12 protein-coding genes are annotated in these 15,442 nt (G+C 61.0%); 8 read left to right on the forward strand and 4 right to left on the reverse strand.

What is annotated here, in order from left to right:
* Nucleotides 1-9: 9 nt before the first annotated feature.
* The 3 genes from dnaQ to C7A17_RS24130 all read right to left on the reverse strand — a co-directional run bounded on the left by dnaQ (nucleotide 10) and on the right by C7A17_RS24130 (nucleotide 2,091).
* Complete coding sequence (gene dnaQ / locus C7A17_RS24120; protein WP_106741480.1) at nucleotides 10-768, reverse strand: DNA polymerase III subunit epsilon; 759 nt, start codon at nucleotides 766-768, stop codon at nucleotides 10-12.
* 70 nt (nucleotides 769-838) lie between these two features.
* Nucleotides 839-1,291, reverse strand: a complete 453-nt coding sequence (gene rnhA / locus C7A17_RS24125; RefSeq protein WP_106741482.1) for a ribonuclease HI — start codon at nucleotides 1,289-1,291, stop codon at nucleotides 839-841.
* A gap of 41 nt (nucleotides 1,292-1,332) precedes the next feature.
* A complete protein-coding gene (locus C7A17_RS24130) occupies nucleotides 1,333-2,091 on the reverse strand; it encodes a class I SAM-dependent methyltransferase (RefSeq protein WP_106741485.1) in 759 nt (252 codons plus the stop codon).
* Between the two features lie 72 nt (nucleotides 2,092-2,163).
* Between C7A17_RS24130 and gloB the strand changes: the two genes are divergently transcribed.
* The 8 genes from gloB to fabI all read left to right on the forward strand — a co-directional run bounded on the left by gloB (nucleotide 2,164) and on the right by fabI (nucleotide 13,370).
* A complete protein-coding gene (gloB, locus tag C7A17_RS24135) occupies nucleotides 2,164-2,937 on the forward strand; it encodes a hydroxyacylglutathione hydrolase (RefSeq protein WP_106741487.1) in 774 nt (257 codons plus the stop codon).
* A 110-nt stretch (nucleotides 2,938-3,047) separates the two neighbouring features.
* Nucleotides 3,048-4,622, forward strand: coding sequence for a LysM peptidoglycan-binding domain-containing protein (locus C7A17_RS24140; RefSeq protein WP_106741490.1), 1,575 nt, complete (start codon nucleotides 3,048-3,050; stop codon nucleotides 4,620-4,622).
* A gap of 214 nt (nucleotides 4,623-4,836) precedes the next feature.
* The gene (locus C7A17_RS24145; protein ID WP_106741493.1) at nucleotides 4,837-6,666 is read left to right on the forward strand and encodes an extracellular solute-binding protein; all 1,830 of its coding nucleotides are present in this window, start codon (nucleotides 4,837-4,839) and stop codon (nucleotides 6,664-6,666) included.
* Nucleotides 6,663-8,834: an extracellular solute-binding protein gene (locus tag C7A17_RS24150; RefSeq protein ID WP_106741496.1), complete on the forward strand. Its 2,172-nt coding sequence runs from the start codon at nucleotides 6,663-6,665 to the stop codon at nucleotides 8,832-8,834. The genes C7A17_RS24145 and C7A17_RS24150 overlap by 4 nt, the downstream gene beginning before the upstream one ends.
* A gap of 1 nt (nucleotide 8,835) precedes the next feature.
* Complete coding sequence (locus C7A17_RS24155) at nucleotides 8,836-9,909, forward strand: microcin C ABC transporter permease YejB (protein ID WP_106741499.1); 1,074 nt, start codon at nucleotides 8,836-8,838, stop codon at nucleotides 9,907-9,909.
* Nucleotides 9,910-9,912: 3 nt separating this feature from the next.
* Nucleotides 9,913-10,932 carry an ABC transporter permease gene (locus C7A17_RS24160; protein ID WP_075747984.1) on the forward strand — a complete coding sequence of 340 codons (1,020 nt, stop codon included), beginning with the start codon at nucleotides 9,913-9,915 and terminating at the stop codon, nucleotides 10,930-10,932.
* Between the two features lies 1 nt (nucleotide 10,933).
* Nucleotides 10,934-12,547, forward strand: a complete 1,614-nt coding sequence (locus C7A17_RS24165; RefSeq protein WP_106741502.1) for an ABC transporter ATP-binding protein — start codon at nucleotides 10,934-10,936, stop codon at nucleotides 12,545-12,547.
* Nucleotides 12,548-12,575: 28 nt separating this feature from the next.
* Nucleotides 12,576-13,370 (forward strand): enoyl-ACP reductase FabI, encoded by a 795-nt coding sequence (gene fabI, locus C7A17_RS24170; RefSeq protein WP_106741505.1) that lies wholly within the window; start codon nucleotides 12,576-12,578, stop codon nucleotides 13,368-13,370.
* Nucleotides 13,371-13,519: 149 nt separating this feature from the next.
* Here fabI and C7A17_RS24175 read toward each other — a convergent pair whose 3' ends face one another.
* Nucleotides 13,520-15,367 (reverse strand): SurA N-terminal domain-containing protein, encoded by a 1,848-nt coding sequence (locus C7A17_RS24175; protein WP_106741507.1) that lies wholly within the window; start codon nucleotides 15,365-15,367, stop codon nucleotides 13,520-13,522.
* Nucleotides 15,368-15,442 lie beyond the last annotated feature (75 nt).

The following is a 15,442-nucleotide window of genomic DNA, read 5'->3' on the forward strand; positions in this document are numbered from 1 at the left end:
GCTGTTCGGTTATTCCGGCGCTTTTTCCAACTGCGCCCACAGCGACGGCCCGCCAGCGGACTTCTCGATCACGGCCAGGCGCGCCATGTGCGCTACGAGCTCATCCTCGCTGGCGCGAATGACGCGCGTGCGAGGGCGCGAAGCATCCAGACGGCGGATCGGCGTGGCCTGCTGGCGCCCGCTGCCATCGCCATCGGAGCCTTCACCAGCCAGGGATAGGTTGGTCTGCCCACCGGTCATCGCCAGGTAGACGTCGGCGAGAATCTCCGAGTCGAGCAAGGCGCCGTGCAGTTCGCGGTTGGAGTTGTCGACGCCATAGCGCTTGCACAGCGCATCCAGGCTGTTGCGCTGCCCCGGATGGCGCTCACGCGCCATCATCAGGGTATCGAGCACCGAGCAGTAGTCACTGACATCGGAGCGTTCGCTCTGCCCCAGCAAGGCGAACTCGTTGTTGATGAAGCCAACGTCGAACGCCGCGTTGTGGATGATCAGCTGGGCACCCTTGATGAATTCGTAGAACTCATCGGCGACTTCCTTGAATCGTGGCTTGTCGGCCACGTACTCGTTGGTGATGCCGTGAACCGCGATGGCGCCCTCATCGATCTCGCGATCGGGGTTGAGGTAGACATGGAAATGACGCCCGGTCAGCCGGCGCCCCAACAATTCGACACAACCGATCTCGATGATACGGTGCCCGTCGGTGACCGGCATGCCGGTGGTTTCGGTATCCAGCACCACGTAGCGCTTGACGGTGTTATCGGTTGTCACGCCTTGCCTCTCTCATATCTACGTTGTCGCACGTTCAGTGCGGCATCTTAACTCAGGTGTTGGTCAGCGTTCAGCGCGCCAAGCGCACCTCGTCGACGCCGCGATTGGCCAACTGGTCGGCTCGTTCGTTGCCGGGGTGGCCAGTGTGACCACGCACCCATTGCCAACTCACCTGGTGACGATTCACTTCCTCGTCCAGCTTCTGCCAGAGGTCGGCATTTTTCACCGGTTCTTTCGAAGCTGTCTTCCAGCCGCGCTTCTTCCAGTTCGGCAACCATTCCTGGATGCCCTTCATCACGTACTGCGAGTCGGTCACCAACTTGACCGTACAAGGCCTGGTCAGGGCGATCAGGCCGGCAATCGCCGCCATCAACTCCATGCGGTTATTGGTGGTATTCGGGTCACCGCCCCACAGCTCCTTTTCCACCCCTTTGTACACCAGCAACGCCCCCCAGCCGCCGGGGCCAGGATTGCCCTTGCAGGCGCCATCGGTGTAGATCACGACATCATCGGTTTCAGACATTCATAAACTCAGTACAGAATTGATTGGCCGGGGCATGGCCTTCAGTTGTCGAGATCGCGCCGGCTGATCTTCGCCACCGGCATCGGCAGCAGCTTGCCCATTGGCTCGCGGCGCGACTGCCGCAGCGGGCGCAGACCAACCACCAGCTTGCGTGCCACCAACAGGTAGAAACCAGCTCCCGGCAACTGCCAGGCATCGCCCCAACTTTCCATTCGTCGCAGGCGCATTTGCCAGGCCAGCGAAGCGAGCGGCGGACGATAGCACCCGAACCGGCGTTTCTCCAACGCAAAGCCCAGCAGCGTCAACCAGTCACCGACCCGGCTGGGGGCAATACAACGAGCCTTGGCAAGGCCATCCCGGGCGAACAAGCTGCGTGCCCCCCAGGCGCTCCACGGATGGATACCCAGAATCAGCAGATGCCCACCAGGTCTGACGCTGCGAGCAGCTTCACGCAGCAGTCCGTGGGGCGACAGGCTGAAGTCCAGGCCGTGCTGCAACACCACCAGATCCGCCGCATGCTCACCCAACGGCCAGGATTGTTCCTCGCAGACGATCTGCACGCCTGGCATGGGCGCGCCGAGACGCACGTTATGCTGGACTTGACCCGCCTTGGGCGGCCCCTCGGCACTAGGCCCGTAGCTCACCAGATAACCCCCGAAAAAACGCGCCAGCTCCTCTTCCAGCAGGCGTCGTTCCTCTTCCAGCAACAGCTGGCCGAGGGGGCCGGCAAGCCAGTCGCGCGCCTCGCCAATGAGTTTGAGCCACTCAGGGTCGGCCTGGGCGAATGCCTGATCAGTCATCGCTGCCTCCGCATGACAGTTTCTGCATGTCGTGTCTAAGATGCACCTTTATGACCAGCTTAGCGACCCGCAATGATTCAGATCGACGCGCTGCCCGCCTTCAATGACAACTATATCTGGCTGCTGCAAGAGCCGCGCAGCAAACGCTGCGCTGTAGTCGACCCCGGCGATGCCGCACCGGTCATGGCCTGGCTGGAGGCCCATCCTGATTGGCAGCTCAGCGACATCCTGATCACCCATCATCACTTCGATCATGTCGGCGGCGTCGAGAAGCTGAAGAACGCCACCCATGCACGCGTCGCCGGTCCAGCTGCGGAAAAGATCCCGGCGCGCGATATCGACCTGAACGACAACGACGAGATCGACGTGCTCGGCCTGCGCTTCAAGGTCATGGCCGTACCCGGCCACACCCTTGGTCATATCGCCTACTACCATGCCGAACAGAGCCTGCTGTTCTGTGGCGACACCTTGTTCGCGGGCGGCTGTGGTCGCCTGTTCGAAGGCACACCGCAACAAATGCATCAATCCCTGAGCCGCCTGGCCGCTCTGCCAGGTGAAACGCTGGTGTACTGCACCCACGAGTACACACTGAGCAATCTGCGCTTTGCCCACGCCGTGGAGCCGGAAAACGTGCGCCTGAACGAGCGTCTGGCCGAAGTGAGCCGCTGGCGCGACGAAGGCCGTATCAGCCTGCCATCGAACATCGAACTGGAACTGGCCACCAATCCGTTTCTACGTGCCGCCGAGCCGACGATCATCGCTGCGACCAAACGACGCGACGACCGGCAGTCAAGCGAACCGAGCGCCGTATTCGCTAGCTTGCGTTCATGGAAGGACACATTTTAGTCGTCGATTAAAAGGTCGACAGGCTCGCAAAAGGCTGGTGAAAACTTGACCAGCCTTGACCCGATTCCTAGAATCGCCCGACCTTTTCGCCGGGACATACACCTCACCCAATGCCTTTATCATCACGCAAGCCATTGAATATCAAGGCATTGGCACGCAGCGCTCGAGCGCTCGCGGTGATGTGTTGCGTGACCCTGGCCGGCTGCCAGAGCCTGCCCAGCGATACTCCGGATCGAGCGACCGACACCTCCCGCGCCGTCGGCCTGGAACGTGAGCCAGAGTGGCTGAGCAGCGACGTCAAACCACGCGAATACAACGATATCTGGGAACGCCTGCGCGACGGTTTCAAGCTGCAGGATGAAATCGGCATCAACCCGCGCATCGAACGTGTACGCCTCTGGTACGCCAGCAATCCAAAACACGTCGATACCGTCAGCGAGCGCAGTGCACCTTATATCCACTACATCGTCGAGCGCCTGGCCGAGCGTGACATGCCAATGGAGCTGGCACTGCTGCCGGTGATCGAAAGCGCCTACGACCCGCAGGCCTATTCTTCCGCCCATGCCGTTGGCCTCTGGCAGTTCATCCCCTCGACCGGACGCCACTACAACCTGCGCCAGACCAATTGGTACGACGGCCGCCGCGACGTCACCGCATCGACTCAAGCCGCGCTCAACTACCTCAGCCGCCTGCATGAAATGTTCAACGGTGACTGGCTGCTCGCCCTGGCGGCCTACAATGCCGGCGAAGGCCGTATCAGCCGCGCCATCGAACGCAACGAGAAGCTCGGCCTGCCCAGCGACTACTGGAACCTGTCGCTGCCCAAGGAAACCGAGGACTACGTACCCAAGCTGCTCGCCCTGTCTCAGGTGATCCTGACGCCCGAAGCCTATGGCGTGACGCTGTCGCCGATTGCCAACGAACCCTACTTCGAGCAGATCGCCATCAAGCAGCACATGGATCTGTCCCGGGTCGCCCAACTGGCCGACCTCGATGAAGAAGAGCTGCGACAGCTCAACCCTGCCTACAAGCGCGGCATAACCCTCGACGGGCCGCAGCATCTGCTGGTACCGACCGAAAAAGCCGAGATGCTCAGTGCCAGCCTGGCCCTGATGAAGCCGCAGGAAATGGTCGACTGGCAAAGCTATACCGTACGCTCCGGCGACAGCCTGCATGCCATCGCCAACCGTCACCACCTGTCGGTCAACATGCTCAAGGACGTCAATCGCCTGAGTGGCAACAACCTGAGCATTGGCCAGGTGCTGACCATTCCCACCAAACCTGGCGTGTCGCCCAGCGAGCCGCTGTATCAGCAGCACAGCACCGCACAAGTGGCAGCCAGCCGCACCTACCAGGTGAAGAACGGCGACAATCTGTGGCAGATCGCCCGCGCCCACCAGGTCGCCGTGCATGACCTACAGCGCTGGAACAAGCTGCAAGGTAATCAGTTGAAAGTCGGCCAGGTTCTCAATCTGGCGGCCGCCGATAGCGGCGCCCGGGTCACCAGCACTGCCCGCAGCAAGACCGACTCTCGCGATAAAGCCACTTACTATCGCGTGCAGCAGGGCGACTCCTTCTACGTCATCGCCAAACGCTTCAAGATCGACCTCAAGAACCTGCAGGCCTGGAACCCGCGCAGCAGCACCCTGCGGCCTGGGCAGATGTTGACCCTTTATCTGCCCTGACCAGCCACGCCCGACACGTCCTGAAAAACCTCGCCCTGGCGACGTTTTCAGAACGAGATCGCCGTATTGGCGTGTCCTCGAAGCATGCCGGGCAGATACCTATCAAGTCGCCGTTACCAGGCACCTGCTGTCGCGCTCTTTTTCCTGCCGATACAAGCTGTTACTGTACCGACCCAGAAGCCCAAAAGCCGCCATGGATCGGATCTCACGCCCGATGCGTCCCCTCCTCCTGCTGTTCCTCAGCCTGGCCTTGAGCTTTCCCGCCTCTGCGACCATTAGCGAGAGCCACGGCTACGCCCAGTTCGGGACACTCAAGTACCCCGCCAGCTTCAGTCACTTCGACTGGGTCAACCCTGACGCGCCCAAAAGCGGCACGCTGCGGATCATGGCCGCCGGTACGTTCGATACGCTCAACCCTTATACCTTCAAGGGCAGTAGCCCGATCTCCACGGCGCACTTCCTGCAATATGGCGTCAATGAGCTGAACGAACCGCTGATGGTTGGCACGGGAGCCTACGATCCCTCGGGTGACGAACCGGCCTCCAGCTATGGCCTGATCGCCCGCAGTGTGGAATACAGCGAGGATCGCAGTTGGGTCGTGTTCAACCTGCGTCCTGAAGCCCGCTTTCACGACGGCAAACCGATTACCGCGTATGACGTGGCTTTCTCCTACCGCCTGCTGCGCAACGAAGGCCATCCGCAGTACCGCACCAACCTGCAGGAAGTGAAGCGCGTCGACATCCTCAATCGTCACCGCATTCGCTTCGTTCTCAAGCGCGCAGGCAACCCATTGCTGATCCTGCGTCTGGGCGAACTGCCGGTGCTGCCTCAGCACTACTGGAAAGATCGCGACTTCAAGGCCACAACGTTCGAAGCGCCGCTGGGCAGCGGCCCTTACCGCATCGTGCAGGTCGTACCGGGCCGGCGCCTGGTTTTCGAGCGCGTGAAGGACTGGTGGGGCAAGGATCTGCCGGTCAACCGTGGCAAGTACAACTTCGATCGCGTCGAGGTGGAGTTCTACCGAGACAACCACGTCGCCTTCGAAGCATTCAAGGCGGGTGAATTCGATCTGTATATAGAGAACCAGGCGAAGAACTGGGCCAACGGTTATCGCTTTCCGGCCGTCACCCGTGGCGAGGTGATCCGCGCGGAAATCCCCCACCAGATACCGACCCAGACCCAGGCGCTGTTCATGAACACCCGTCGCACGCTGTTCAGCGACCGCAGGGTACGCGAAGCGCTTGGCCTGATGTTCGACTTCGAGTGGACCAATCGCACGCTGTTCAACAATGCCTATGTGCGCGCCGCCAGTTACTACCCCAACAGCGAATTCTCCGCCACCGGCAAACCCGAAGGCGCCGAATGGCTGCTGCTTTCGCCACACCGTGACAAACTGCCGAAACGCCTGTTCAGCGAGCCGCCGACACAACCGGTAACCGACGGCCGCGGTGTGCCACGGGAAACCATGCGCCGCGCCCTCGGTCTATTGGCCGACGCCGGCTGGAAACCCACCGGCCAGCAACTGCGCAACGCCCGTGGTGAGCGCTTCGAGTTCGAGGTCATGCTGGTCAACCCCAGCCTCGAACGCATCCTCCAACCCTATACCGCCAGCTTGGCCAGCATCGGCATTCGCGCCAACCTGCGCACCGTGGATCGCGCCCAGTACAAGCAACGCCTCGACCAATTCGACTACGACATGATTCTGCTCACCCTGCCGCAAACCCTCAGCCCCGGACTGGAACAATCGATGTATTTCCATTCCAGCCAGGTGGGCATCAGGGGCGGACGCAACTACGCGGGTGTGGCCGATCCGGTGGTCGACGAGATGATCGACAAGCTGCTCTCGGCGCAGACCCGTGACGAACAGGTCGCGGCCACTCGCGCGCTGGATCGCGTCCTGCTCTGGCAGCACTACAGCATCCCCAACTGGTACATCAATTATCACCGCCTGGCTTACCGCAATCGGTTCGCCTTCGTCACCACGCCGCCCTATACACTGGGCCTGCGCACCTGGTGGCTGAAGCCCACGGAGAACGCTCGATGACCCACCCGCTGCGCAGTTTCCTGCTCCACGGTAGCAGCATCATTCTGCTCGGTCTTGCCGGCCTCGCCGTTGCCGCTCCGCAACACGCCACCACGCTCTATGACGAACCGCCCAAGTATCCGGCGAACTTCAAGCACTTCGACTACGTCAACCCCGATGCACCGAAAGGCGGCATCTTCCGTCAGGCCGGCTTTGGCGGTTTCGACAGTCTCAACCCGTTCATCAGCAAGGGCGTGTCGGCCGACGATATCAGCCTGATCTACGACACCCTGACCGTGCAAAGCATGGACGAGCCGTTCAGCAGCTATGGATTGATCGCCGAGAAGATCGAAAAGGCGCCGGACAACGCCTGGGTACGATTCCTGCTTCGCAAGGAGGCGCGCTTCCACGATGGCACGCCGGTAACCGCCGAAGACGTCCAATTCACCTTCGAGACCCTGATGAAAAAAGGTGCACCTATGTACCGCGGCTACTATGCCGACGTCGAGCGGGTCGAAGTGGAATCGCCACACAGCGTGCGCTTCATCTTCAAGCACGCCGGTAATCGTGAACTCCCCCTTATCGTCGGCCAGTTGCCGGTACTGCCCAAGCACTGGTGGAACGAGCTGGACGACAGCAAGAAGGCGCAGCAGCCCGTGCTGGGTGACGAGCGCATCAGCGAAGCAATCGAGGCCGACCCGGACGGCCGTTCGATCCTCGTACGCCTGCAGGAAGACCCGCGTCTGGACGGCAATCAGGCGCTCAGCCTGGAGGTGCTGCAACTCAACTTGCAAGCCGCCAGTCGCGCCGAAGACCAGGCTCTGGTACCGCTCAAGCAGATCGACAACATCACCGAAGAGGATCAGCGCAGCCTGCGTCTGAGCCTGCGCAAGCCTGCCGATGACGCTCTGCTCGAAACCCTGCGCCAGTTGCCATTGTTGCCGGCCAAGCGCGACTTCGCTCGCGGCAATCTGGAGCGTCCGCTTGGCAGCGGCCCCTACAAGGTCGGCCGTGTGCAGGCTGGGCGCAGCATCCGCTACGACCGGGTCGAGGACTGGTGGGCCAAGGATCTACCGGTCAGCCGAGGTTTCTACAACTTCGACCAGATGCAGGTCGATTACTACCGCGACAACACCGTGGCGCTTGAAGCGCTCAAGGCCGGCCAATTCGATTACTGGCTGGAAGTCAGCGCGAAAAACTGGGCCACGGCCTACAACACGCCAGCGGTCGCCAACGGCCAATTGCTCAAGGAAGAAATCCAGAACCGCAACCCAACGGGCATGCAAGGCTTCATTTTCAACACGCGCCGCCCGCAGTTTCAGGATCGCCGCGTACGCGAAGCCCTCGGCCTGCTGTTCGATTTCGAATGGGCCAACAAGCGCTTGTTCAATGGCGCCTATTTCCGTACTCGCAGCTACTTCGACAACTCCGAGCTAGCCTCGCAGGGCCTACCGGGCGAAGACGAGCTGGCCATTCTCGAACCGCTGCGCGGCAAGATCCCGGCCGAAGTATTCAGCGACGAGTTCCGTGTACCGGTCACCGACGGCAGCGGCATCATTCGTGAGCAACAGCGGCGCGCCTATCAGCTGCTGCAGCAGGCTGGCTGGCGTATCGAGGGTGACCGCATGCTCGATGCCAACGGTCAGCCCGTGAGCTTCGAATTCCTCCTCGCACAGACCGAGTTCGAACGCATTCTGCTGCCGTTCAAACGCAACCTGGCAGATCTCGGCATGGATCTGGTGATCCGCCGCGTCGATGTCTCGCAGTACCTCAATCGCCTGCGTTCGCGCGACTTCGACATGATCGTCGGCGGCTTTGGCCAGTCCAACTCGCCCGGCAACGAGCAACGCGAATACTGGCACTCCTCCAGCGCCGACAACCCCGGTAGTCGCAACTTCATTGGTCTCAAGGATCCAGCCATCGACCAGCTCGTCGAGGGACTGATCAATGCCGACTCACGGCAAAACCTGATCGCCCACACCCGCGCCCTGGATCGCGTGCTGCTGTGGGGCTACTACGTAATCCCCAACTGGCACATCAGAACCTGGCGAGTGGCGTACTGGAACCGTTTCGAACACCCGAAAGTCACACCGCTCTACGATATCGGCCTGCATACCTGGTGGGTGCGCCCTGGCCTGGAGCAGCCGAGCGACGCGCAGCAACAAGCGACCGAAGAGGCGGGGCAATAACATGCTGGCCTATATCTTTCGTCGCCTGCTGCTGATCATCCCTACCCTGTTCGGCATTCTGGTCATCAACTTCATCATCATCCAGGCCGCTCCCGGCGGCCCCGTGGAACAGATGATCGCCAAACTCGAAGGCTTCGATGGCGCCACCAGCCGCATCGCTGGTGGCGGCGCCGAAGTTTCGGTGGCCGGCTCCAACTATCGCGGCGCACAGGGCCTCGACCCGCAACTGATCGCTGAAATCGAGAAGATGTACGGCTTCGACAAGTCGGCGCCGGAGCGCTTCTGGATCATGTTGAAGAACTACGCACAGCTCGACTTCGGCTCCAGCTTCTTCCGCGACGCTCAGGTCATCGACCTGATCATCGAGAAGATGCCGGTATCGATCTCCCTTGGTTTATGGAGCACCCTGATCATGTATCTGGTCTCCATCCCCCTGGGAATTGCAAAAGCCACGCGCCACGGCAGCGCCTTCGACGTCTGGACCAGTTCGGCGATCATCATCGGTTACGCCATTCCCGCGTTTCTCTTCGCCATCCTGCTGATCGTGCTGTTCGCCGGCGGCAGCTATTGGGACTGGTTCCCGCTGCGCGGGCTAACCTCGAACAACTTCGAAGAACTGAGTCTCGGCGGCAAGATTCTCGACTACCTCTGGCACCTGGTGCTGCCGGTCACCGCTCTGGTCATTGGCAACTTCGCCACCCTGACCCTGCTGACCAAGAACAGCTTCCTCGACGAGATCGGCAAACAGTACGTGACTACGGCTCGCGCCAAGGGTCTGAGCAATAACCGCGTGCTCTACGGCCATGTCTTCCGCAACGCCATGCTGCTGATCATCGCCGGCTTCCCGGCCGCCTTCATCGGCATCTTCTTCACTGGCTCCCTGCTGATCGAGGTGATCTTCTCACTCGACGGCCTGGGCCTGATGAGTTTCGAGGCGGCGATCAACCGCGACTACCCGGTGGTGTTCGGCACCCTGTTCATCTTCACCTTACTGGGGCTGATCGTGAAACTGATCGGTGACATCACCTACACCCTGGTCGATCCGCGTATCGACTTCGAAAGCAGGGAGGGTTGATCGATGAAACTCTCCCCTCTCAATCAACGCCGCTTCGAACGCTTCAAGGCCCACAAGCGCGGCTGGTGGTCGCTATGGCTGTTCCTCATCCTCTTCGGCCTCAGCCTCGGCGCAGAAATGATCGCCAACGACAAGCCACTGGCGGTGCGCTACGACGGCGAGTGGTATTTCCCGGTGCTCAAGCGCTACCCGGAAACCGTGTTCGGCGGTGAATTCCCGCTGCAGGCCAACTACAAGAGCCCCTACATCCAGGAACTGATCGCAGAGAAAGATGGACGGATGATCTGGCCGCCAATCCCGTTCAGCTATTCGAGCATCAACTACGACCTGGAAGTGCCGGCGCCCGCACCGCCCTCGGCACAGAACTGGCTTGGCACCGATGATCAGGGCCGCGACGTGCTGGCACGAGTGATCTACGGCTTCCGCATCTCGGTGCTGTTCGCCCTGATCCTGACCCTGGCCAGCTCGGTGATCGGCGTTGTTGCCGGCGCCTTGCAGGGCTTTTACGGTGGCTGGGTCGACCTGCTCGGCCAGCGCTTTCTGGAAATCTGGTCAGGCCTGCCAGTGCTCTACCTGCTGATCATCCTGGCCAGTTTCGTCCAGCCCAATTTCTGGTGGCTGCTGGGCATCATGCTGCTGTTCTCATGGATGAGCCTGGTGGACGTGGTACGCGCCGAGTTCCTGCGCGGGCGCAATCTAGAGTACGTGCGCGCTGCCCGCGCGCTGGGTATGGATAACGGCGCGATCATGTTTCGCCACATCCTGCCCAATGCGATGGTCTCCACCATGACTTTCATGCCGTTCATTCTCACCGGCGCGATCGGCACGCTTACCGCCCTGGACTTCCTCGGCTTCGGCCTACCGCCTGGCGCACCCTCGCTGGGTGAACTGGTCGCACAGGGCAAGAGCAACCTGCAGGCGCCCTGGCTGGGCATCAGTGCCTTCGCCGTACTGGCGATCATGCTGAGCCTGCTGGTGTTCATCGGCGAAGCCGCCCGCGATGCCTTCGACCCGAGGAAATGACATGAGCCAGCACGAAACCCTGTTGCAAGTTCGCGACCTGGCCGTGGAGTTCGTCAGCGGCGAGCAGCGCCAGTGCGTGGTCGAAGGTGTCAGCTTCGACATCCGCCAAGGCGAAACCCTGGCTCTGGTCGGTGAGAGTGGTTCTGGCAAGTCGGTCACTGCCCACTCCATTTTGCGCCTGCTGCCCTACCCGCTCGCTCGCCACCCTCACGGCAGCATCGAGTACGCCGGTGAAGACCTGCTCAAACTCAGCGAAGGCCGATTGCGCGGCATCCGCGGCAACCGTATCGCCATGGTCTTCCAGGAGCCCATGACCTCGCTTAATCCACTGCACAGCATCGAGAAGCAGATCAACGAGGTGCTCGCCCTGCACAAGGGCCTGCGTGGCAAGGCCGCCAGTGCACGCACGCTGGAGTTGCTCGAACTGGTCGGCATCCCCGAACCGAAGAAACGCCTCAAGGCCTACCCGCACGAGCTTTCCGGCGGCCAACGGCAGCGGGTGATGATCGCCATGGCGCTGGCCAATGAGCCACAACTGCTGATTGCCGACGAACCAACCACTGCGCTGGACGTCACCGTGCAGCTGAAAATCCTCGAGTTGCTCAAGGATCTGCAGGCACGCCTGGGCATGTCACTGCTACTGATCAGCCATGATCTCAACCTCGTCCGCAGAATTGCACATCGCGTATGTGTCATGCAGCGCGGTCGCATCGTCGAACAGGCATCGTGTGAAAAACTGTTCCAGGCACCAGAGCATCCCTACACCAAGGAGTTGCTCGGTGCCGAACCCAGCGGCGAACCTGCGGCCAACCCCGTAGGCCAGCCGTTGCTGGAAGTGGACGATCTGCGTGTCTGGTTCCCGATCAAGAAGGGCCTGCTGCGCAAGACCGTGGATCATGTCAAAGCGGTGGACGGCATCAACTTCAGCCTGCTTCAGGGCCAGACCCTGGGCATCGTCGGCGAGAGTGGTTCCGGCAAGTCCACGCTGGGCATGGCCATCCTGCGACTGCTCGCCAGTCGCGGCGACATCCGCTTCCAGGGCCAGCAGTTGCAGGGCTTGTCGCAGAAAGAGGTTCGTCCCCTGCGGCGACAGATGCAGGTGGTGTTTCAGGATCCTTTCGGCAGTCTCAGCCCGCGCATGTCGGTGGGTCAGATCGTCGGAGAAGGCCTGCGCATTCACGGCATGGGCAATGAGGCCGAGCAGGAACAGGCGATCATCGATGCGCTTTTGGAGGTAGGGCTGGATCCGCAGACGCGGCACCGCTACCCCCACGAGTTTTCTGGTGGGCAACGGCAGCGGATTGCCATTGCCCGGGCACTGGTGTTGAAACCGGCGCTGATCCTGCTGGACGAGCCCACTTCGGCGCTCGACCGTACGGTGCAGCGTCAGGTGGTGGAGTTGCTGCGCGGCTTGCAGGCCAAGTACAACCTGACCTACCTGTTCATCAGCCACGACCTGGCGGTAGTCAGGGCGCTGAGCCATCAATTGATGGTGGTGAAACAGGGTCAGGTGGTCGAACAGGGGTCTGCCGAATCGATCTTCAACTCACCGCAACACCCTTATACGCAGCAATTGCTGGAAGCCGCATTCATGGCCCCGGCAACGGCTCACTGATCCTTGAAACAGGAAGAGGAATAGCACCATGGGTTTTCTAACCGGTAAGCGCGTACTCATCGTTGGCGTCGCCAGCAAACTGTCCATCGCCTCGGGTATCGCTGCCGCCATGCATCGCGAAGGTGCCGAGCTGGCTTTCACCTACCAGAACGAGAAGCTCAAGGGCCGCGTAGAAGACTTCGCCGCCGGCTGGGGCTCCAGCGCCGACCTGTGCTTCCCTTGCGACGTCGCCAGCGATGAGGAAATCGCAGCCGTATTCGAAGCGCTGAGCAAGAAATGGGACGGCCTGGACTGCATCGTTCACTCGGTTGGCTTCGCTCCGGGCGACCAACTCAATGGCGACTTCACCGACGTCACCACCCGCGAAGGTTTCAAGATCGCTCATGACATCAGCGCTTACAGCTTCGTGGCCCTGGCCAAGGCTGGCCGCGAGATGATGAAAGGCCGTAACGGCAGCCTGCTCACCCTCTCCTACCTGGGTGCCGAGCGCACCATGCCCAACTACAACGTCATGGGCATGGCCAAGGCCAGCCTGGAAGCCGGCGTACGCTACCTGGCTGGCAGCCTCGGCCCGGAAGGCACTCGCGTCAACGCCATCTCCGCTGGCCCGATTCGCACCCTGGCCGCCAGCGGCATCGCCAGCTTCCGCAAGATGCTGGCAGCCAACGAGAAGCAGACCCCGCTGCGCCGCAACGTGACCATCGAGGAAGTCGGCAACGTCGGCGCCTTCCTCTGCTCCGACCTGGCCTCGGGCATCAGCGGCGAAATCACCTACGTCGACGGCGGCTTCAACACCACCGCCATGGGCGCGATGGAAGACTGATGATCGCCCTCCCGACGAGGCAACTTGTCGGGAGCGCTTTTAGCGTCGTTTAGCGACAGCCGCCAGGGATGGCAGGCAATAAAAAACCGCACACTGTGCGGTTTTTTATTGCCTCGAAAGAGCGCCTGCAGTGCGGCGCTCCCTGAGCCTTAGAAGCGCTCTATATCAGCCTTGGCTTCCAGCTGCTTGCGCAAAGCAGCGAAGTCCTGCTGGCCAGCACGCGATGCGAGGAAGTTGCGGTACATGGCAAGCTCCTCATCGGCCAGCCCCTCTTCAGGCACATTCACGCCATCCAGACGCAACACGACATAGTCGCCATTGTTCAGAGTCACACCAGCAAAGGTCGGCTCACCGGCCTTGGCAGGCTTGGGCATACGGAACAGCGCCTGCAACACCTTGGGCTCGACGCCATCCTGGCTACGCGTAGCCGCTTCCTGTACCTGCCAGCCTTCGGCCTCGGTTTCACCAGCCTGAACCGCTGCCAGCAGCTTCTCACCCTCGGCCTTGGCAGCAGCACTCGCGCGCTCCTGCAGTAGGTGGTTACGAATGCTCTCGGCCACCTGCTCCAGCGGCAACTGCTCGGGCTTGTTGTGTTCCTTGACCCGCACAACCACCACGGTGCTTGGATCCAGCTCGATGGCAGAACTGTTGGTGCCGTCTTCCAGCACTTCCGGGCTGAATGCCGCCTGCAGAACCTGGCGGTTGGCAGTGATGCCGGTGGCACCACCTTCACGACCGAATGGTTCGGTGACCTTGACGGTCAAGCCAAGCTCCTGCGCTGGCTGCACCAGATCGGACGCCTCGAACGCAGCATCTTCCAATTGTTTGGTCGCTTCGACGAAACGCAGTTCGACCTGCTGAGTCTTGAAGTCACGCGCCAGCTTGTCCTTGAGACTGTCGAAGCTTGGCACTTCCGGAGCCTGGACGCCGAGCAGCTTGATCAGGTGCCAACCGAACTCGCTCTGCACCGGCTCGGAAACCTGGTCTTTCTGCAGCGCGTACAACGCCTCTTCGAAGGCCGGATCATAGACACCGCGCCCGGCGTAGCCCAGATCGCCACCACCGGCAGCGGAACCCGGATCCTGGGAGAACTCCTTGGCCAACGCAGCGAAATCCTCGCCGGCATCGACACGCGCCTTGATCTCTTCGATCTTCTTCTGTGCCGCTTCGTCATCGCCCTCGATCAGAATATGCGCAGCCTGGCGTTGCTCGGCCAGGTTGGCGATTTCATTCTGATACAGCGGCTGCAGCTCTTCGTCAGTGACCTCGACCTGGTCGAAGAAACTGTCCTTTTCCAGTGCGACGTATTCCAGCACCACTTGCTCAGGGCTCATGAACTCGCTGGCGTGCTCGTCGTAATAAGCGTTGACATCGCTATCGGTCAGCTCGACAGAGGCAGGGTCAGCCTTGATCGTACGGCTGGCAAAATCACGGGTCTGACGCTCCAGATTGGCGAAAGCACGCGCTTCTTGCTCAGTCACGAAACTGCTGGCACCGAGCCCGGCACGCAGTTGGCCAATCAGCATTTCCTCTTTCAGCATCTGACGGAATTGCAGGCGGCTGTACCCCATCTGACGGATCACCTGATCGAAGCGCGCAGCATCGAATCGGCCATCGGTCTGGAATTCAGGCGTTTGCAAAATGACCTGATCCAAAGCGCCTTCTGAAAAGGCGAAATCCGCATCGCCGGCTGCCTGCAGCAGCAACTTGCGATCGATCAGCCCTTTGAGCGAAGCCTCGCGCAGCAGCTTCTCATCGAGCAGCGAGGCATCGAAATCACGCCCCAGCTGTTGCAGCAATTGACGGCGCTGCATCTCGACGGCCCGGTTCAGCTCGTCGAGAGTAATGTTGTCACCGTTCACGTCCGCCGCATTGTTGCGATTGCTGGTACCCGTGACGATGGCTTCGAAACCGGTAAAGGCCATCAGCATGACGATGAGGCCAATAATGATTTTGGCAATCCAACCGCGTGAATTGTCCCTGATGTTTTGCAGCATGCTTCCCCCAGAACGACCGTACAGACTCACCAGCCGCGCAGTGTGGGTAATGTCCAGATAGAAGAAAGGCGCATC

The organism is Pseudomonas mendocina, assembly GCF_003008615.1.
Classification (GTDB): domain Bacteria; phylum Pseudomonadota; class Gammaproteobacteria; order Pseudomonadales; family Pseudomonadaceae; genus Aquipseudomonas; species Aquipseudomonas mendocina_C.